This is a genomic window from Clostridium caldaquaticum (assembly GCF_023806125.1).
GTDB classification, from domain to species: domain Bacteria; phylum Bacillota; class Clostridia; order Clostridiales; family Clostridiaceae; genus Clostridium_AT; species Clostridium_AT caldaquaticum.
This window is the reverse complement of the sequence record NZ_JAMSKT010000016.1, coordinates 17,122-38,374: the sequence shown is the minus strand read 5'-3', so window position 1 is coordinate 38,374 and position 21,253 is coordinate 17,122. Positions and strand designations below refer to the sequence as shown.

Here is a 21,253-nt window from a genome sequence, read left to right as displayed (position 1 = left end):
TGTCTACAATATTATACTAACACCATTGTTACTATTATTTATTATTATTTTCATCTCGTATAATTTTCAAAATTTTTTTTACATTCATCATTCCATAATCAGTTTCATTAATTAAAACAGTAGGAATATTATACGCTTTACTCATTTCAGAAATATTCTTAAAAGCATACTTAACCTGAGGAGCAAGCAGCACTATATTGGCTTTATCTATATATTTTGATAATTCAAATATACCTATAGAAGCTATAGTGTAATCTAAATTCTGCTTTTTTATCTCTTGTCGCATAGCTCTGACAAATATACTTGATGACATTCCCTGAGAACAGCATAAAATTATTTTCATGTTAATTCTCCCTTTATGCTTTAAATTATCCATTCTTTATTTAAATAAATTATCAATAGTATTTTCTTTTTCCTGAACTGCCATTTCTTTTAAAATTTCTTTTAATGTAATTAAATTCGGTTCTTTTTCTAATTTAAGCATTGCATTTTTATTAAATACTAAAGCAGTTACACTTTCAATGAATAAACTAAAAGACTCTTCACTATCTTTTTTTGTACTAATTAAAAATACAAACTTCACTGGCTGCTTATGCCATTTTATTGCTTTTTGTAACATTCCTATTGCTACAAAGGTTGTATCAGTTACAGGTTTAATTGGATGAGGCAGAGCAACATTATTACCAAACTCCGTAGAAGCCATTTCCTCCCTTTCCATAACTAACTGATAAAAATCTTCAGGAATTTCTATGACTTTATTGATTTCATCACACATATATTTTATTATTTCTTCTTTTGTGTTTCCTCTTATGTCTGAAAAAAATAATTCATCCTTAAAATATTTATTTATAAAAGAATATTCAATTTCTTTTTCAGTAAATATATTCCTCACTAAATCTATATCTTCTTCTGTTAAAAAATATTGTACATTAATAACAGGAATTTTAGTTTTAAAAGTAATAGGAACAGTAGATATTATAAAATCAAACTTACTTTGATCTATTTCTAATAGCTCATATAGTTTTGCTACTTTTATATTGTTAATGTAATTTTTAAATTTTTGTTTTAATTTATACAATAAAATTTGTGAACTGCCGGCTCCACTAGCACATACAACAATTATATTTTTACTTTTAGTTTTTTCATGAAATCTTTCTATCGCTAAAGCAAAATGTAATGCCATATATCCTACTTCGTGAACATTAACATCATAGGTTGTTTTCTCTTTAATGATATTTGCAACATAAAGAGATATTTCAAAAGCTAACCGGTTCTCGTTCTTTATTTGATCAATTAATGGATTTTCAATATACAGTCCATATTTTAAACGATTCATCATTGGTTGAAAATGCAATGCTAAAAATGTAAACAGCTCAAAATCCTGTGAGAAATCTAGCTGAAAATGCTGTTTTATCTCATTAAATATATAATTTAATAAATCTTGAATTTCCTGATTAATTATTAATTCTTCTTCACTATTCTGCATTGCTTTTTTACCTAACAAATGAATAGTAATATAATATACTTCTTTTTTAGGAAACTTGACTTTAAATTCATTCTCTAATTTATTTACAAGAGAGCATGCTATTTCAAATTCTTTTTCATCTTCTAGATTTTTATAAACAGACTCTATTGTATCATCTTCTATTGCTTTATCTATTCTCATTAATACAATCATTATATGTATTACAAGATTTTGAAATCCTATATCTGTCAGTGTAAAATTATTTTCAGTAATTGTATCATATAATAAATTTTTAATTATTTCTTTATGTTCCTTTTTTTCTGTATTTAATACAACATCATCATACGAATCTATATAAAAATAATATTTTGAAATACATGCTCTTTTATTAAATTCTTTCCCTATAATCTTCATTCCGTAATTTGGCTTATTTTCAATTCCTAACTGATAATATTCAAGTCTTTCTCTAACTTCTTTCAAATCATTTGTCAATGTTGAACGACTAACAAAAAGTTCTTCTTCTAAATCTTCAATTTTTATATAACTATCTGTACTTAATAATAACTTTATTATATAATTAATTCTCTCTTCTGGGTAAACTGGAATTAAATGCTGTTCATAAGTTTCCTTTTTTATAATACTTTGTATAAATCTGAAGTATAAGTCTTCATCAAAAATGTCAAAATAATACCCAACACCTGGCTTTGATATTAGTTTAACTCCATTTTCTAAAAATGTGGACTTATATTTTTTTAAATCACTTCTTAATGTTCTTGGAGCAATGCCTAACTTTTCGCATATCTCTTCACTTTTCATTGGAGTCCGGCTATTAGAAAGTAATTTAAATAATTTTAGAAAACGTTTATCAGTCATATACTTACACCTCACCTGCCTATACGTGTATTATATATTATTATTTTAGTAATTTCATCTAAATTTTCAGCCAAAGTTTTGCCGCAACAGTGCGGCAATGCTTTAGAACAAAACTAAAAAGCTCAAACTATTTTTAATTTTAACTAAAAATAGTTTGAGCTAATAAGTTATATAACTATAAGTATTATACATTGCAGCATAATATCTCTAATATACTATAATTAAATAAACAATTTATTTCTATTTATGAACCTTCTCTTTACTGTACACTATATTACCTAGTCCTCCATCTATACGCGCCATATTTACATCTACAGCCTTTGCAATATATGCTGTCTCTCCTAAAAAATTGAAAGGTATATCATCACTCTTGCCTGATTTAATATCTTCACAAACTTTAATAACTGACTGTATCATATCTTTTGAAGCATCGCCATCTCCATGTGATAAATAAACTTTATCATAACGCCCTTTAGTCTGATTATCCAATTCTTTCAGGTTTTTCTCATAAGTAATTAAATCAAGCGAATTTTTATCGAAAAGAAATGTAAAGAAATTGCAAGCATCACCTAATAATAATGTTCTCTCTTCTACAAATAAAATAGTGATCATTCCAGGTGTATGTCCTGCTCCACCATAAATTTCCAAAGTTATTCCTCCAAGCTCAAAGCTATTACCTGGTAAAAGAGGTTTAAAACTATAGCTGGATGCAGCAGGTATATAGTCTTCTTCTTTTACCTTTTTAAAATTTTCACCAAGAAACATTTTCAGATATTCCATGCGAACAGAAATATCGCTATGTTCCATATAAACATTCTTATCTGCTGGATTCATATAAACCTCTTCAAAAGCTGATGCCCCCATAGCATGATCAACATGACCATGGGTTAATAAAACAATAACCGGTTTTTGAGTAAGTTTTTCAACATATTTCTTTAAATTTCCAATACCAGTTCCAGTATCTATAAGAACAGCTTTATTTTTTCCTTCAACTAAATACATTAATTCACCAGTTAAACCAGTAATTCTAGTAATTCTTTCTGAAATTTTTTCAGACTTAAAATATTTTAATTTCTCCATATTCTACCTCATTTTCTACATAATTAAACTTTTAAATTTTAAATTATATTATGAAAATAGTTACTCTCTAACAAATTCGGCACTCAGATAATTCACTAGCTAATTTTGCTATCTGATTTTCACTAAGATTAGACAGCACTCCAAATATAGGATCTGCTGTTAACGGCTTATTTTTTAAACTTTCTATTAAACCTGGAAATTTATTTATACCTTCTAAATTATTCCCAAAGTACTTACGAAGAATTGCACTTCCAGTTTCACTTTCAAGTACATCTTTTAATGGACTATTCAGACTAAAATGGGGAAAATAATTGCATACTGGCATATATGATACATTAAGCTTTCCAGCCTCTACCTTTAATATAACCTTATCATTCTGCTCTTTTATTTCCAATGGTTTTGTTCCTGTAATAATTATTTCTTTAAGTTTTGCATCTGGCAGAATAATCTCTGCTTCGCAATTAAATGGCACCTGAAACTCATATTGCACTCTTCCGTTTTCCAATATATTCCAACTGCTTACATATGTTCCTGATGCTGATTTATAACAAATATAAGCATTCTTTAAATATCCAAATGGCTGTGGTTTGATAAGAGCTTTCTTAAACCCTGGTTCCGAAAGCACTGGATTCAAGCCGCACACATCTCGAGCAATCCATTCTACCACTGAACCATAGGCATAATGGTTCATGCTGTTCATACCTGTACTGCTGACATATCCATCTGGATTTACAGAATTCCATCTTTCCCAAATCGTAGTTGCTCCCATCTTTACTTGATATAACCAGCTTGGAAAATCATCATTAATCAATAATTTATATGCATAATCATTTGCACCTGCACCTGAAAGTGCTCGACATAAATAGGCAGTTCCTACAAATCCCGTATCAAGATGCATTCCTTTATTCACTATCTTAGCTTTTAATCTTTCTGCAATACGAACACGATATTTTTCAGGAACTAAATCCATAAATAAAGCTAATACATGAGCTGTCTGAGTATCTACGGCAAGCTTTCCATTTGGTGTAATATACTCTCTTAAGAAGGCTTCCTTAATCTCATTTTGAAGCTTTCTATAATATATAGCATCTTCCGTTTTTCCAAGTGATTCTGCTGCGTCTGCAGTTAATTTCACTGAATAATAGTAGTATGCAGATGCAACATAATACTGATCAGTGCCTCCAGTAAATATATCGCTTGGATCAGGATTATCAAGTGCAAGCCAGTCTGCAATATGTAATCCTGTCTGCCAAAGACGTTTTCCTCCATCTTTTTCATCTTGCCTTATAATATAATTTACCCAGTCTTTCATTGAATCATAGTGCTTTGCAAGCATTGATTTATCTCCATAAAACAAGTATACAGTCCATGGAAGTACTGTTGCCACATCTCCCCATGCACAAGAGCCATGTCCTGATCCTACTTCTCTCTGATTTCTAACCCTTGGAATTATTACTGGCACTGAACCTTCAAGCAATTGTTGTTCTTCTCTTAGATCTCTCATATACTTATTATAAAATGCTGAAGTATCTGTAAAAAAACTTGCTGTACCAGCAAATACCTGAGCATCTCCTGTCCAACCTAACCGTTCATCCCTTTGTGGACAATCAGTCGGCACATCTAAAAAGTTATCTTTCTGACCCCATTTTGCATTTTTTATCAGTTGATTTACTCTATCATCAGAAGTTTTAATCTCTCCAATCTCATCCATCTTAGAGTGAATTGCATATGCAGTAAAATCCTGTGGATTTACTGAAATGCCTTCAACTTTTACAAAACGGAATCCGTAATAAGTAAAATGAGGTCTTACATGAGCTGGTTTTCCATTAGAAATATACTCATACTCTGCTTTTGCACTTCTTAAATTATCACGATAGAAACATCCACCCTGCAGAAGCTCTCCAAACTGCAAATAAACTCTAGTACCTTCTGTAACGCATATATCAAATTCAACCCACCCTGTCATATTTTGTCCAAAATCCAGAACCGTTTCACCTTTTGGAGTATGAATTACTTCAACCGGCTTAAAAACTTCATGTTTTACAATAGGTGGACTTAACCGCTCACTCATAGGTCCAATTTTTAATTTAATAGGTTTTACACCTGACCAGCTGTTATCATCACAGGTTTCTTTTGACCAATTTGATATTTCTAAATTTGCATCATAATGTTCTCCATCATAAATTCCACTAGATAAAACCGGACTTCTATAAGATTTCCAAGTATCATCAGTAGCAATCACAACCTGACTGCCATCTTCTTTTGTTATAACCAGTTCACAAATCAATGCCATTCTATCTCCATAAGTATTTTCTAGTCCAGCCAGGCCAAAACGTCCAGAAAACCAGCCCTTTCCAAGCATAGCTCCTATTACATTCTTTCCTTCTTTCAGATAATTTGTAACATCAAAAGTTTGATATTGCATCCAACGGTCGTAAACATGATAACCTGGAAGCAGATATTCATCGGAAATCTTCTCTCCGTTAATTTCAATCTCATAAATACCAGCTGCAGAAGCATAAACTCTGGCTTTCTTAATTTTACCATCAATCTCGAAGGTTTTTCTCATATAAGGATGAATATCCTTATCTAAATCCGATGTAATCCAAATTCCTTTCCATTCATACTTAAGCTTACCCGTTTCAAAGAAAGCTGTTTCACTTTCTGCTGTTTCACCATTATCTCCTGTTACTTTAACCTTCCAATAATAGCGTGTACATGGCTCTAATACTATACCCGGCCTGAAGGAACGGCTGTCAGCTTCTTTTAATTTTCCACTTTCATAAACAATAGCTTCACAAGTAAAATCAGCACATTTGCTAATTATAACTTCCGCACTTTCCTGTTTCTTTGCCTTTGTATCCTCCACCACCCAGGATAAACTCAAATCACTTAAGTCATATCCAAGGGGATTTTCAAAATGATTAGCTCTTAATCTATCTATCCTCATAAAAGACTCCTTTAAATTTATTTTATGATTAATTAATGAAATATATCATCCTTTTACACTACCTAAAACTAATCCCTTAGTAAAATATCTTTGCAGGAATGGATATACAAGAAGTATTGGAACAGCACCTATAAAAACCTGAGCTGCTTTTGCAGTTCTGTCAGAAATTGCAGCTAATTCTTTTAATGTGCTGGCAGACATCACAGACATATCCCTGTTTATTATTACAGTCTGAAGATAACTTTGCAGCGGATAATGATTTGGATTATTCATAAAGAGTAATCCGTCAAACCAGCTGTTCCAGTGTGCTACTGCAGCAAATAAAACAAGAGTAGCTAAGGCAGGTTTTGACAGAGGCAAATATAACTTCCACAGACTAGTCCATGGACCTGCACCATCTATAAATGCAGCTTCTTCTATTTCTATTGGTAATTCTCTGAAGAAATTCATAAGAAGAATAATGTTAAAAACCGGCACTGCTGAAGGTAGTACTAATGCCCAAATTGAATCTAACAATCCATAGGTTTTCATAGTCATATACCCAGGAATTAAACCACCATTAAATAAAATTGTAATTATGAAAAACCATGTATAAATAGATCTGTGTCTAAATCTAGTTTTATCCTTTGATAAAGGGTAAGCAGCTAAAATGGTTAGTATCATATTTACTGATACTCCTAGAAAAAGTCTTTTTACTGATACCCATAAAGCTGTCAAAAATTCTTTCTTAGAAAGTACATATTTGTATGATGCTAAGGTAAAATCAACCGGCCACAATTTTATGTTGCCTGTGGCAGCTGCAGAAGCAGAGCTAAATGATATAGCAAGTACATTTAATAAAGGAAGAAGACATAATACGGCCAAAATAACTAATATTGTAATATTTAAAATAGTGAATAACTTACTTCCTAATGTTTTATTTTTCAACACTGTCACCTCTTTTATCTAGAAAATTCGATAATCTCCATATTTATATGCCAATTTATAAGAACCAGCAATAAATATGAAAGATACAATTGATTTAAATAGACCTACTGCTGTAGCTATACTAAATCGGGCATCCACAATACCAAGCCTGTACACCATTGTGTCAATAATATCTCCTGTTTTATAAACCGCAGGTGAATATAAATTAAATACCTGATCAAAACCAGCATTTAAAACATTACCTAGACTTAAAACCGTTGTCAAAATAATCACATACATTATGGAAGGCAGTGTAACGTGCAGGGTTTGTTTCCATCGGCTGGCACCGTCAACAATTGCAGCTTCATATAACGTAGGATCTACTCCTGTTAAAGCTGCTAAATATACAATAGTACCAAATCCAAATTCCTTCCATGTATCAGACAAAGCCAGTACATATGGAAATACCTTTTCATTTCCAAGAAAGAATACAGGCTCAAAACCAAGAGCTTTAAGCATAGTATTTACTATACCAGTACTTGGAGATAATATATCAATCAAAATTCCAGAAAGAACAATCCATGATAGAAAATGTGGTAAATATATAATTGTCTGTATACTTCTTTTCAAAAAGGTAATTCTTACTTCATTTAAAAGAAGAGCAACCGTAACTGGTACAATAATTCCTAAAACTATTTTCATTGATGAAATAAAAACAGTATTAAATAATACTTGAAGAGTATCCGGCATATTGATTATATATTTAAAATTATCTAATCCCACGAACTTAGACCCAAGGATACCTTTTGTAGGAACATATTTCTGAAAAGCCATAACAATTCCGAACATTGGCACATAGTTCATTAAAATAACAATAATTACACAAGGCAGCAGCATCAAATGATATGGCAATTCCCTTAAATCTTTTCTTCTAGGCATTTTAGTAAATTTTCTTTTAGTCTCAGAAGAATATATTGAAGTTTCTAAATTTTTTGTATTCTGCATTTTTAACCTCCTTCTTATTACAGTAAACAGTATTAGTAAATTTATAACAGTATAAAATAGAGAGAAGGAATTTAAGTTTTATACACCTTCTCTCTTCTCTTAGAATTATTTTGCTTCGTTTAATTCCTTTGTAATTGCATCTCCACCTAACTTATTCCAGTTTTCAACGAATTTATCAAATTCATCAATAGGAGCTCCCATAATGATTTTAATAAAAGTTTCGTTTTCCATCTTATCAAGTGTGGAGCCTTTATCTACCATTGAAGGCGTAGGAATATTATTGTATTCGTTGTATAAATACATGTTGTTATTTATATAATAATTGATTACATCATAGGTACTATTTTCTCCAAATATGGCATTAGTTCCCCATCCTGCTTGTACATCACCATTTTTCAAGTATGCCTGTATCTTGTCATAATAACCTTTTTCTTCTGGATTTAACTTTGAAGCATCATTACTTTTTAATGCTGTAACAATATTATTGTGTATATTTACATTCTTCTTTGCAGGCCAAGCTTGCGGAAGAGCATATTTGAAAGGTACAAAATCAACACCATCGCCATTTGCCAGATTATTATCTGCAGTTTTACCCCAGAATTTTTCTGTAAATAAGTTAAGCATTTTTACTACTGCTTCAGGATTTTTAAAACCTTTTTTTACAACCCAGAAATTTTGAGTTGTAACAGATGTACTGACTTTAACCGGTTTTCCGTCTGATGTTGGTATTGGATATGCCTTCCATTCTGTATTTTTATCATTTACAATACTAGACTGTAAAGGAAAAAACGGATTCCACATCATACCAAATTCCATACCAACTTTGCCAGCAACAACCCCTTCTGTTGCCTTTGCCATATCTTTAATAGAAAATTCTTTATCTATTTGACCATTTTTATACATGTCCTGAAGCTTTTGCAGAAGCACTTTTACTTCTGGCTGTATACTTCCATATACTATCTTACCTGAATCATCCTTTATCCATGTTGTTAAATATGCATGAAAGGCATTTGCAAGCCCCTGCAAATCAGCAAAACCTTGTAATGGAGCTCCTGCAACATACTTATGTAATGCTAAAGCATAAGTATCCTTTTTGCCATTGCCATCTGGGTCTTGATTTGTGAAAGCATCTGCAATTTTAAAAAAGTCATCTATTGTTTTAGGTTCAGGCAGGTTCAGCTTCTTTCTCCAGTCTTCCCTTATATAGAGCATTTGAGGAGTGTCAAGAGCTGAAGAACCTCCTGTGTTTGGCAAACCATATAACTTGCCATCCCTTTTTCCAAGTTCAAACAACTGCTTGTCCTGTGAATAAATATCTTTTGTCAAATCAGAAGCATATTTATCATAAACACTTGAAAGGTCTTCTATACTTCCTGATTCTACCAATTGACTCAACTGCTTACCTGTTACAGGAAAAATATCTGGCAGATCACCTGATGCTATAGTTACATTCATTTTCTGCTCGAACTGCTGAGTATCAACAACCCATAAAGTTTTTACATTAATACCTAAATTATCTTTATAAGCTTTAGTCCATACGTTATCTGTATTTGACTGTCCCTGTGGGAATTTAACTGTACTATCCATAAAATTAGCTACTGTTACATTAAGTTCAGGACTGTATTTACCAAGCGGCTCCCCATCTCCCTTAGAAACCTGTGTCTCTTTATTACTGTCAGCATTTGTGCTTTTTGAGCTGCACCCTGACAAAACAGAACTAACTAATGTAAATGAAAGAACAAGCGATATAAGAAGTCTGATTTTTGTAGTTTTCATAATTTTCCCCCTTATCTATATTTTGATTTCGTTTACAACTTTATTATATATTTCTATATCATCTCTTTATATAATAAGATTTTTACTTCTATTGACTTATATTTACTTCTTTATGTAAATGATAACATATTAATATTCTCGATATTCCTGCGGAGTCATACCTGTGCCCTTTTTAAAAGCTCTTATAAAATAGGCTACAGATTCAAAACCTACAGCTCTTGCTATATCGTGAACCTTAAGATTGCTATCTTTTAACATTTTCTTAGCTTTACTTAATCTAATATTATAAATGTAGTCAGATAAATTAACTCCAGTAACCTGCTTATAAACACGTGAAAGATAGGCTGGATTAAGATAAACTACTTCTGCTAATGCAACCAAAGATACATCTTTATCTAGATTTTCTTCAATATATTTGTGAATAGTACTTATTAATAAGTTATCTCTTTTTTCGTTACTATCATTTTGATAAAGAAATATTATATCAGCGATTTTCTCAAAAGTTTCGAATACTTTCACGAAAGGTATGCTGCAATTTATATTCATTAGATTGGAAATTTCAGAATGTACAGCTAATTTTTCCATTAAATTTTCATTGCGGTTAATATAATTTAAAAATAAGAGAGAAATAGAAAAGTACACTTCAGTTCTAAGATTGGAATGTGTTTTAATTATCGGAATAAGATTTTCTTTAAACTCAGCAAATAGACTATAAAACTCTTTACGCTGTCCGCTAACCAAAAATTTTTCCAAATCATGTATCCTGTTAATCCATGCTCCAACCTCACGCATACAATAAGAATACTTATCTAGCTGATTATCGACCTCATCAGCTTCATGTATCTTAGTAAGAATTGCTCCATTGCTTTTAATACCACCGTAATTCATCACCATAAGCAGCGATAAAAACCTTTGCGGCAGCTCATTCCAGGAACAAGTTTTACTGTCTATAACAAATGAACAAGAACATTTAACACTTTTTATACATTGCTCCTGAATTGAGTCAAGTGAACCTTTAACATAAATAGCAGTTTTATGCCACAGGTCAGTTTTATTTTCGCTTTCAATCTTTTGTTTTTTAGGCTGAATCATCCACACCATTATAGAGTTATCAAGTTGAATATATGCATAATTAAGAAATGGTGAAAAGAAATTCTCAATTATTGCTTCTATTATTGCATATTGTTTCATTTTATCCTTTGCCTGTCTTTGTAAAAACCAATTATCAAACCTTCCCATTAAAATGAGAATTTCATCATTTTCACACAAATTAATATTTAATTCATCCAACTGCTCTTGAGATATATGTAAAACATCATTTCCCTTTAGTTTTTCCAGCAGAAATTCCCTTTGCATAATTGGAAGAGCTTTGTCTAATTGTATTTTTGCTCTTTTTATTAATTCTTCCTGCCTTATAATACTATCTATTTCATTCACTGCTTTTTTTACTGCATTAATTATTTCATCATCGCTTTCTGTTTTTAAAAGATATGTAACTCCTCCCTTATTTGCTATATGAGCATACTCAAATTCATTGTAGGCAGTAAGAAAAATTACTTTACACATTGGCCAGCAATCTTTAATTTCTTTAAAAAGCTGCAATCCATTCATATCCGGCATATTTATGTCAGTCATTACTATGTCAATTTTAGCTCTTCTAAGTAAATCCAGTGCCTCTAGCCCAGAATATGCCCTGTAAATATCAAGCTCCAATTCCTCATTTTGTACAAAAAGTTCATAAATCCAATCTACTATATAAGGTTCATCGTCAACAATTAAAAGTCTATACATTGTATTCCTCCTTATTCTCGAAAAAAATTACTACTTTAAATCCGCCCATTTCTCCTCGTGAAACTGATAAACCACTGCTGCCGCCAAACTTTAATCTTATTCTCTTGTTTATATTAAGAAGCCCTGTACTTTCTACCTCCCCTGAATTATCTTCCGAAAAGTATTTATTTAGTTTGCTCAGCTCTTCTTCATCAACGTTATTTCCATTATCTTCAACAATACAGTATAATCCCTCTATAGTTTCCTTAAATCCAATATATATAAGTCTTTCATTTGCTTTTTTATTAAATCCATGTTCAAATGCATTTTCTATAATTGGCTGTAATATGAGCCTTGGAACAAGGAAATTTTCATATTTTTTTGGCAATTCTTCAAACTTAATGGATATGTTTGAAAAACGTATGGCTTGAATTTCTAAATAATTTCTTGCATGTTCAATTTCTTTATAGAGCGGCATTTCATCTTTTGCATTTCTTGTTACATATTGAAAATACTGCCCAAGAAACCTACAAAACTTTACTGCATTTTCCTTGTCATCTCCCTGTATCATTCTTTGCAATATAAAAAAACTATTAAATAAAAAATGAGGATTAATCTGAGATTGCAGCTGTTTTAACTCAGCTTTCTGGTTCATAATTTTTTGTGTATACACCTGCTCTATAAGATTATTAATATATTCCAGCATCGCATTAAATCTTGTATATAAATACTGAAATTCATCGTTTGCATTATGTTTAATGGTAAATTTTATTTCTCCTGCTTCAACACGCTGAAAAGATTTTACAAGCTTTTTTAACGGTCTTTGAAGAAATTTATGTGTTGAAAAAGAAAAAATAGCAATAATAAACATAGATATTATAGTAAAAATCCATAATAAATATTTATACTTGTTTAAAGGTAAAAACACTTGTTTTTCCGGAATATATGAAGCAATCCAAATATTTTTAGAACTTAATTTTTTATAAAAAACTATATACTTGTTTTTCCCTATGCTGATTGTTCGATTATAATTATCCAAAACTTCATTATTCTTAGTTATTACTTCTGTTATTTGATTTGTAATTTCATAATCATTTAAAGTAGTAAGAAGATAATTTTTATTAGGATAAAAAATTAATGCTCCGCTTCCATCGTAAGAATTGAAAGTTTTAAAAGTATTTTGAAGCATGCTGTTAGATAATTGAACCTGCAGAACAAAGCGAGGTTTTATATTTTTATTATCAAATGAATTATTTCTTATTCTTGAAAACAATATGTTATTTTCACTCTCTAACTTAGATATATTATTATCCGAAAAAGAATTAATAATATCTTTATCTTTATCTGATATAGCAGAAACACCATTTTCAGAAGAAATAGTTTTTTCAATTAACGGAATAATCACTTTTACATTCTCAATATAAATACTGCTGTTTTTTAATGTATATAATCTATTCTGAAGCCTGTTAATTGATTTAGCTATATCAAAATTGAATATTTCCTGTGAAAAATTTGCAAGTTCTAAAAGCTCCTGATCAGATAAACACTCATATTGTAAGTTTAATATTCTATCAAGTTCATTCTCAAAAATAATTTTATGATAATCCATTTGTGATTTCATGGAGTTAATTATCTGAGTTCTGATAATTGCTACACCCCACTTATGTATTGCTGCACTTAACAAATAAACAGGAAGAAGAATAACTAAAAAAGTAATTATTAATCGTGAAAATATTGAATTTTGAAACATTTTTCTTCTATATAACATATTAATCCCCGCTTAAATCAAGTTTTAATGTATTAATTTACTTTCAGAATTTTAATATAATATTGAATTATAACACGTTTTAATAAATCTAAAAACTCAATTGTATTATAAATAAAAAAATGCCACACATTGTATAATTTCAATCAATAGGTGGCATTTTTATTTATAATAAACTGCTAAATATTTCAAAAACAACTACGAATCATTCCTGCTATGACAAAGATTAATACATTTTTTCATCCATTCAATTGTGGATCTATGTCAATATATTAGACACAAAAAGTTGAACCTTTTATGCAATTTTTCTAGCTAAATCTTCGCATTTTTGAGGAGTTAAATATCCAATACTACTGTGTATCCTTTTTCTGTTATACCAAGCTTCTATATATTCAAATACAGCAAGCCTTGCGGCATCATAATCAAAATAATTAACAAGATGAACTTCTTCTTTTTTTAAAGAGGCATGAAAAGACTCAATGCAAGCATTATCATAGGGACATCCTTTACCACTAAAAGAGTGGGTAATTATTTTAATGCTATTTATATATTCTTTAAAAGCAGAGCTTGTATATTGACAGCCTAAGTCACTATGCAGGATCAACGGTTTGTTTGGCTTTTGAAGCTTAATAGCATTTTTCACAGCTTGCAATGCAAGGGTTGTATCAATAGACTTTGACATGGCGTAACCAATAATTTTTCTGCTATATAAATCCATAACTGATGCTAAATAGCACCAACCGTCTTTAATTGTGTGGATATAGGTAATATCTGTTACCCATTTTTCATTGATAGTAGTAGCATTAAAATCTCTTTTTAAAACGTTTTCTTGCTCTTTTATTTTACTTTTTGATGATGTTGGCCTGTATTTTTTTATTATTATAGATTTTATCCCCAATTTTCTCATCAAACGTTGGGTTCTCTTTAAACTAATATTTATCCCCAATGCTTTTAGTGATTCATTTATTTTAACAGCACCATAACGTTTTTTGCTGGCTTTGTGTATATTTATGATTTCTTTCTCTATCTTTGCATTCTCTAATTCTCTATTACTAGGTTTTTTATTTAGATATTTATAATAGGAACTTCTAGACACTTTTAAAACCTTACACATAAGCTTAATGTCATGATATTTCTTATTGTTAGTGATAAACTCAAATACAGTAGTTACTTCCTTGCGAATATGCCCATAGCTTTTTTTAATATTTCTATTTCCTCTTCAAGTTGTTTATTCTTCTTTAACATAGCTTGATATTCAGCCATCGTTATAGTTGTATCTTTATCCATAACTATAGGATTATTTTTCTTTATCCATCCTGATATTGTTGATTTTGATAGGGCATATTCACTGCTTAACTCTGCTAAGCTCTTACCAGAATTATAAAGATGTACTATTGTATTTTTGAATTCTTCTGTATATTGCTTTTGACCTCTTGCCATTGTAAACACTTCCTTCTCTTTTCTTTATTTTAAAGTGTTCGGCTTTCTATGTCTACAATATTATACTAACACCACATCTTTCTGTATCTAAAGCCAATCACATCAACTGGATATTCCTCATGCATAAATGGGAATTCTTTCAATGCATTAATTTTTTCTATGATTCTATCATATTGTTTTAAAGCTGTGCTTGGGTAGAATTGTGACAAATAATCAATCATATCTCCCAAATCAACCTTTGCAGCAGGAAGCATTTTAATCTTATAGTTTTTCAATAAGTTTCTCCCTCATTTCTTTTGAAACCTCATCAAAATCATATCTTACATCTGTTGATTTTGCTTCCAATACAGCTTCTTTTAACTTTTCATAAATCAAAATATCAAGCTTAAGCCTTTCATAAGCTTCCATACTCATTACAACCATATCCCCATAACCATTCTTGGTTAAAAATACTGGTTCGGCAGTTTCATGGACAACCCTTGAAATATCAGCAAAATTATTTCTTAAATCTGAAACTGGTCTGATATGTGGCATTATATTCACCCCTTAATTAGTTTAGCATAATTTTATCATAATTATGCTAAACTATCAACAAGTTTTGAAAATTAACTTTCAATTTCATTTGTACGAAAATTAATACTTTTCATACTATAATAAAAAAGCACTTTTATTTTTAAAAATTCAAGTGCCAATATTATAAATCTATTTATATTTAAATACAATGAATTACAGTTACATTTATCAAAATTAAATTTACATAAGTTTAAAAATGTGAAATAATAAAAATACTGCTATATATTCCAATTTTCAGGAACATGCTCGTTACCCCATTTACAAACAGCGCTTAGAATTGGCATAAGTGATTTTCCTGTTTCAGACAAATAATACTCAACTTTTGGAGGTACTTGGGGATACTCTTTTCTAATGACAAGACCATCTTCTTCAAGTTCTTTTAATTGATTACTTAACATTTTATGTGTTACTTTGCCTAAGGCTCGCTTTAGTTCACTGTACCTTAAAATTTCTCTTTTCCAAAGCCAAAACAAAATGTGCATCTTCCATTTACCGTTAATTAATGAAATAGCATAAGCAAATGGACGCACATTAACTTCTTTTTCTTCACAACTCATTGTTGCCTGTATCATACCACAGCTCTCCTTTTTGATAGTATCTATCATAAAAGTATGTTCTTATCAAATTAAGTATATCATGCTATCATAATAATGCCAAGCTAAATATAAAATTTTGTGATTATTTAGGAGGAATCTAAATGGGCATACTTAATACATCAATTAGCATTAAAAGTATGAAGCTTCATAATAGGCTTGTTATGCCACCGATGGCAACAGCTAAAGCAAGAAGTGATGGAAAAGTTACAGAACAACTTTGCGATTATTATGCCGAAAAATCAAAAGGAGGCTATATAGGTTTAATCATTACAGAGCATAGCTATGTTAGTCTAGAGGGGAAGGCCAGTAAAGGACAACTGTCTATATCAAATGATGATGATATTGAGGGACTAACAAAATTAGTATCAATTATACATAAAAACAACACAAAGGTTATGGCGCAAATCAGTCACGCTGGCGGAGCAACAGAAGAGGAGATTACTGGATATGCTCCTTTAAGTGCAAGTTCCATCAAATTACCAAGGGCAACCGATAAGAAACTCTTGCCTAAAGAAATGACAAAGGCGGATATTGATAAAGTTATTACTGATTTTGCCTATGCTGCTACGAGAGCTAAAAAAGCTGGATTTGACGGCATTGAAATTCATTCTGCACATGGTTATTTATTAAATCAATTTTTCTCTCCATTAACAAACAAACGTAACGATGAGTACAGTGGAAACACTATCGATGGAAGAATAAAACTTCATTTGCAAATTATCAAAGCTATTCGTAACACTGTTGGAAATGAATATCCTGTTGCTTTACGCCTAGGTGCTTGTGATTATATGAATGGTGGAACCACAATATCTGATAGTATTCTTGCCGTAAAAAAATTTGAAATAGCTGGAATAGATTTAATAGATATCTCAGGTGGATTTTGTGGATATACCCATCCTGAAGTAAAAGAACAGGGCTATTTTAGTGAGTTGTCCGAGGCAATCAAAAAAAATGTTTCTATCCCAGTTATATTGACTGGTGGAATTGTAGAAGCCATAACTGCAGAAAGGCTATTAACCAATAAAAAAGCTGATTTAATCGGTGTTGGTCGAGCAATACTAAAAAATTCAGAATGGGCAAAGAATGCAATACTTTCTAAAAATTAAGTAAAATCTTATTAGAATCACATCATAAAAGAAAAGTTCGCAAACCCTTATTTTATAAGGCTTGCGAACTTTATATATCCTATTCCCACTCAATAGTAGCAGGTGGCTTGCTTGTTACGTCATATACTATTCTGTTAACTCCTTTAACTTCGTTAACAATTCTTCTGGATACAATATCTAAAACTTCATATGGAATTCTAGCCCAGTCAGAAGTCATGCCGTCTGAGCTTGTTACAGCTCTTAAAGCTACAGTATGACAGTAAGTTCTTTCATCTCCCATAACTCCAACAGATTGGATGTTTGGAAGGCAGGCAAAGTACTGCCATATCTTTCCTTCAAGTCCGTTATTAGCAACTTCTTCTCTAAAAATAGCGTCTGCTTCTCTTACTATATGAAGTTTTTCTTCAGTTACTTCACCTAAAACTCTGATAGCAAGCCCAGGACCTGGAAAAGGCTGTCTCCATACTAAATGGTGAGGTATTCCAATTTCTTCTCCTACTCTTCTTACTTCGTCCTTAAATAGCTCTCTTAGTGGCTCTATAAGAGATAAATTCATATCCTCTGGGAGACCTCCAACATTATGATGGCTCTTTATAACAGCAGAGGTATCTGTTCCGCTTTCAACTACATCCGGATAAATTGTACCTTGAACTAAAAAGTCTATTTCACCAAGCTTATTTGCTTCTTCTTCGAAAACTCTTATAAATTCTTCTCCGATTATCTTTCTCTTTCTTTCAGGTTCGCTTACACCTTTCAGTTTTCCTAAAAACCTTTCCTGAGCATTTACCCTGATTAAATTCATGTCAAACTGTTCTTTAAAAATCTTTTCAACCTGATCTCCCTCATCTTTTCTTAGAAGACCATGATCAACAAATATACAGGTAAGCTGCTTTCCTACTGCCTTATGAACAAGCACTGCAGCTACGGAAGAGTCAACTCCTCCTGAAAGAGCACAAATAACCTTTTTATCTCCAACAAGATTTTTTATTTCCTTTATTTTATCTTCTGCAAAGGAGGACATAGACCAATCCCCTTGAACCTTGCACACATTGTATAAAAAGTTTCTAATCATATTTTGTCCAAAAGGAGTATGCTCAACCTCTGGATGAAACTGAACACCATAGAATCTCTTTTCTCTGTTTTCCATAGCTGCAATAGCACAGTCTGCAGTACTTGCAACTACCTCAAATCCAGCGGGAGCCTTTGAAACATAGTCTGTATGACTCATCCAGCAGCTATTGCTGCTTTCTATTCCTTCAAACAGGCTGCACTCATTATTTAAAGTTATATTTGTCTTTCCGTACTCTCTTGTATGTGCACTTTTTACTTCTCCGCCTAAAGTATAAGTCATAAGCTGATGACCATAACAAATACCAAGTACTGGCACACCTAATTCAAAAACCTTAGGATCTATCCTTGGAGCTCCCTGTTCATAAACACTATTAGGTCCTCCGGTAAATATAATTCCTTTTGGATTTTTATCAGCAATCTTCTCTATAGAATAGCTGTAAGGCACGATTTCGCAGTAAACTCCGCATTCTCTTACTCTTCTTGCTATAAGCTGGTTATATTGCCCTCCAAAATCTATAACTAATATAAGTTCTTTGTTCATAAGTTCCTCCTGATAGCATTGCTCATTTTTAGTTTATGCTGTAATTTGGTGCTTCTTTTGTTATAACTATATCGTGAGGATGACTTTCTCTCAAACCTGAAGCAGTCTGTACAACAAAAGTTGCAGTTTTATATAAATCATCCAAAGTTTTTGCTCCTAAATATCCCATACCTGAACGTAATCCGCCTATTATCTGATAAATAGTATCTGCTACATAACCTTTATATGGCACTCTGCCTTCTATTCCCTCAGGCACAAGTTTTTTGTTTCCTTCCTGAAAATATCTATCTTTGCTTCCGCAAGCCATAGCACCAAGAGAACCCATACCTCTGTATACTTTATAGCTTCTTCCCTGATAAACCTCTGTTTCTCCTGGAGACTCTTCACAGCCTGCAAAAAGAGAACCCATCATTACAACTTTTGCTCCAGCTGCTAAAGCTTTTACTACATCTCCGGAATATTTTATTCCGCCATCTGCAATTACAGGTATTCCATACTTTTCAGCTTCTTCTACGCAATCCATAACAGCAGTAAGCTGAGGCACTCCTACTCCTGCAACTACTCTTGTTGTACATATAGAACCTGGACCAATTCCAACCTTAATGCAGTCTGCTCCTGCTTCAATAAGATCTCTTGTAGCTTCTGCAGTTGCAACATTTCCTGCAATAATTTGAAGCTCTGGGTAAATTTCTTTAATCTTTCTTACAGCTTCTATAACTCCTCTTGAATGTCCATGTGCAGTATCTATCGTTATTACATCCACATTGGCTTTAACTAAAGCTTCAACTCTTTCCATCATGTCATTAGTTACACCAACAGCTGCTCCGCAAAGAAGTCTTCCTCTTTCATCCTTTGCAGCATTGGGGAACCTTATTGCTTTTTCAATATCTTTTATAGTTATAAGTCCTCTTAAGTTATTTTCATCATCTACTAAAGGAAGCTTTTCTATTTTATGTTTTTTAAGTATCTCTTTAGCTTCTTCCATAGTAGTTCCTTCCGGAGCAGTAATAAGCTTTTCTCTAGTCATAACTTCACTTATAGCTTTTGTATAATCTTTTTCAAAAACTATATCTCTGTTAGTTATTATCCCTACAAGCTTACCTTCAACAGTTACAGGAACACCAGAAATTCTATATTTACTCATTAGTTCTAAAGCTTCTTCAATAGTATTATCTGGAGATAATGAGAAAGGATCTGTTATTACTCCGTTTTCCTGCCTCTTTACTCTATCTACTTCCGCTGCTTGTCTTTCTATGCTCATATTTTTATGAATTATACCTATACCGCCTTCTCTTGCAATTGCAATAGCCATCTTTGACTCAGTTACCGTATCCATTCCTGCACTCATTAAAGGAATATTAAGTTTAATTTTTTTAGTTAAACTAGTACCTAGTAACACATCTTTAGGCAGTATTTCAGATTTGTTTGGAACCAATAAAACATCATCAAAAGTATAAGCCTGCTTTAGTATTCTTGCCATAATTACTACTCCTTCCATAATCTATAAAATAAAAAAACATACGGACTTCACTAATAACCACAAGTGAAATCAGCATGCCTTAAAAGACACATGAATACTCACTCATAGTCGGAAATTTACGGCTTCCGGTAGAAACTCCCTGCCATATTCAGGGGATATACGAGTTAATCAATTATTTCATTGTTGATTTATATTTTATTTTAATATAGAGAGGTTGTCAACACTTATTTAAACAGGTCCTCTTTTCCATAATTTCCTTTGTTAAAGTCATATTGTACATCCTTTTTATTCTCAGCTTCCATATAAAGATAACTAAAACTTATACTTGCCTTAAGTTTGCTATCTTCACCGCTTATTTCAACTCTGTCCACTTCTGCAATTCTATTATCATTTTCTATGGAATTAATAAAATTTAATATGTTTTTATATTCTCCAATAACTTGTACAGTTAAAGGCACTTGAATAATTCCCAGTTCATTCAAGCTGTTTTTTTCATCCTGCTTTGCAATCTGAGCACTTTCAAAACTTAGAAAATCTATATCTACCCCGCTTTTATCTCCTAATACTTTTACTTTATATGCAATTTCCGGATTTCTTTCACTTTCCGGAAGAGCTTTAAGCGTTTCTTGTATTTTACTTTTTAACTCTTCTAATTGGTTTTTATTATTCTGGCTTATTAACTTAATAGAATTTTGAGAATTAAGTTCCTCAGTATATTTATTTATATTTTTAGTAGTAACTTGAATTTCTGTAATAACAGGGAGCAGCAGCAATCTAAAATAGCCGTATAAAACTAGCAACACACTTGCAGTAATTAACATTATTTTTTCTCTTTTGCTTAGATTTTTCAAGGCTT

The 21,253-nt window shown here is 31.5% G+C and carries 17 protein-coding genes and 1 riboswitch; of the genes, 1 reads left to right on the top strand and 16 read right to left on the bottom strand.

Going from position 1 to position 21,253, the window contains the following annotated elements:
* Positions 1-34: 34 nt before the first annotated feature.
* The 13 genes from M2651_RS10900 to M2651_RS10840 all read right to left on the bottom strand — a co-directional run bounded on the left by M2651_RS10900 (position 35) and on the right by M2651_RS10840 (position 16,175).
* The gene (locus tag M2651_RS10900; protein ID WP_252132383.1) at positions 35-343 is read right to left on the bottom strand and encodes a PTS sugar transporter subunit IIB; all 309 of its coding nucleotides are present in this window, start codon (positions 341-343) and stop codon (positions 35-37) included.
* Positions 344-379: 36 nt separating this feature from the next.
* Positions 380-2,338: a BglG family transcription antiterminator gene (locus M2651_RS10895; protein WP_286207989.1), complete on the bottom strand. Its 1,959-nt coding sequence runs from the start codon at positions 2,336-2,338 to the stop codon at positions 380-382.
* Positions 2,339-2,578: 240 nt separating this feature from the next.
* Positions 2,579-3,418 (bottom strand): MBL fold metallo-hydrolase, encoded by an 840-nt coding sequence (locus M2651_RS10890; protein WP_252132381.1) that lies wholly within the window; start codon positions 3,416-3,418, stop codon positions 2,579-2,581.
* A gap of 67 nt (positions 3,419-3,485) precedes the next feature.
* Complete coding sequence (locus tag M2651_RS10885; protein WP_252132380.1) at positions 3,486-6,368, bottom strand: alpha-L-rhamnosidase; 2,883 nt, start codon at positions 6,366-6,368, stop codon at positions 3,486-3,488.
* Positions 6,369-6,413: 45 nt separating this feature from the next.
* Positions 6,414-7,298 (bottom strand): carbohydrate ABC transporter permease, encoded by an 885-nt coding sequence (locus M2651_RS10880; RefSeq protein WP_434062146.1) that lies wholly within the window; start codon positions 7,296-7,298, stop codon positions 6,414-6,416.
* Between the two features lie 15 nt (positions 7,299-7,313).
* The gene (locus M2651_RS10875) at positions 7,314-8,213 is read right to left on the bottom strand and encodes an ABC transporter permease (RefSeq protein WP_252132414.1); all 900 of its coding nucleotides are present in this window, start codon (positions 8,211-8,213) and stop codon (positions 7,314-7,316) included.
* 171 nt (positions 8,214-8,384) lie between these two features.
* A complete protein-coding gene (locus M2651_RS10870) occupies positions 8,385-10,055 on the bottom strand; it encodes an extracellular solute-binding protein (protein ID WP_252132378.1) in 1,671 nt (556 codons plus the stop codon).
* 129 nt (positions 10,056-10,184) lie between these two features.
* Positions 10,185-11,846, bottom strand: a complete 1,662-nt coding sequence (locus M2651_RS10865; protein ID WP_252132377.1) for a response regulator transcription factor — start codon at positions 11,844-11,846, stop codon at positions 10,185-10,187.
* Complete coding sequence (locus tag M2651_RS10860; RefSeq protein ID WP_252132376.1) at positions 11,839-13,593, bottom strand: sensor histidine kinase; 1,755 nt, start codon at positions 13,591-13,593, stop codon at positions 11,839-11,841. Before M2651_RS10860 ends, M2651_RS10865 begins: the two co-directional genes overlap by 8 nt.
* Before the next feature lie 292 nt (positions 13,594-13,885).
* Positions 13,886-15,030 (bottom strand): IS3 family transposase gene (locus tag M2651_RS10855; RefSeq protein WP_434062145.1). Its coding sequence is split into 2 segments (ribosomal slippage): positions 13,886-14,793 and positions 14,793-15,030, totalling 1,146 coding nucleotides; the frame shifts between segments, so codons are not numbered across the junction.
* Between the two features lie 65 nt (positions 15,031-15,095).
* A complete protein-coding gene (locus M2651_RS10850; RefSeq protein ID WP_252132374.1) occupies positions 15,096-15,305 on the bottom strand; it encodes a type II toxin-antitoxin system RelE/ParE family toxin in 210 nt (69 codons plus the stop codon).
* Entirely contained in the window at positions 15,292-15,564 is a 273-nt protein-coding gene (locus tag M2651_RS10845) for a type II toxin-antitoxin system Phd/YefM family antitoxin (protein WP_252132373.1), read from the bottom strand. Before M2651_RS10845 ends, M2651_RS10850 begins: the two co-directional genes overlap by 14 nt.
* A 257-nt stretch (positions 15,565-15,821) precedes the next feature.
* Complete coding sequence (locus M2651_RS10840; RefSeq protein ID WP_286207988.1) at positions 15,822-16,175, bottom strand: winged helix-turn-helix transcriptional regulator; 354 nt, start codon at positions 16,173-16,175, stop codon at positions 15,822-15,824.
* Positions 16,176-16,300: 125 nt separating this feature from the next.
* Between M2651_RS10840 and M2651_RS10835 the strand changes: the two genes are divergently transcribed.
* A complete protein-coding gene (locus M2651_RS10835; RefSeq protein ID WP_252132372.1) occupies positions 16,301-17,305 on the top strand; it encodes an NADH:flavin oxidoreductase in 1,005 nt (334 codons plus the stop codon).
* Positions 17,306-17,384: 79 nt separating this feature from the next.
* Here M2651_RS10835 and guaA read toward each other — a convergent pair whose 3' ends face one another.
* The 3 genes from guaA to M2651_RS10820 form a co-directional block, all read right to left on the bottom strand.
* A complete protein-coding gene (guaA, locus tag M2651_RS10830) occupies positions 17,385-18,917 on the bottom strand; it encodes a glutamine-hydrolyzing GMP synthase (protein ID WP_252132371.1) in 1,533 nt (510 codons plus the stop codon).
* A 28-nt stretch (positions 18,918-18,945) separates the two neighbouring features.
* Positions 18,946-20,397: an IMP dehydrogenase gene (gene guaB, locus M2651_RS10825; RefSeq protein ID WP_252132370.1), complete on the bottom strand. Its 1,452-nt coding sequence runs from the start codon at positions 20,395-20,397 to the stop codon at positions 18,946-18,948.
* 85 nt (positions 20,398-20,482) lie between these two features.
* A riboswitch (purine riboswitch) is annotated at positions 20,483-20,580 on the bottom strand.
* Positions 20,581-20,621: 41 nt separating this feature from the next.
* Positions 20,622-21,248, bottom strand: a complete 627-nt coding sequence (locus M2651_RS10820; protein ID WP_252132369.1) for a type IV pilus inner membrane component PilO — start codon at positions 21,246-21,248, stop codon at positions 20,622-20,624.
* Positions 21,249-21,253: the final 5 nt, after the last annotated feature.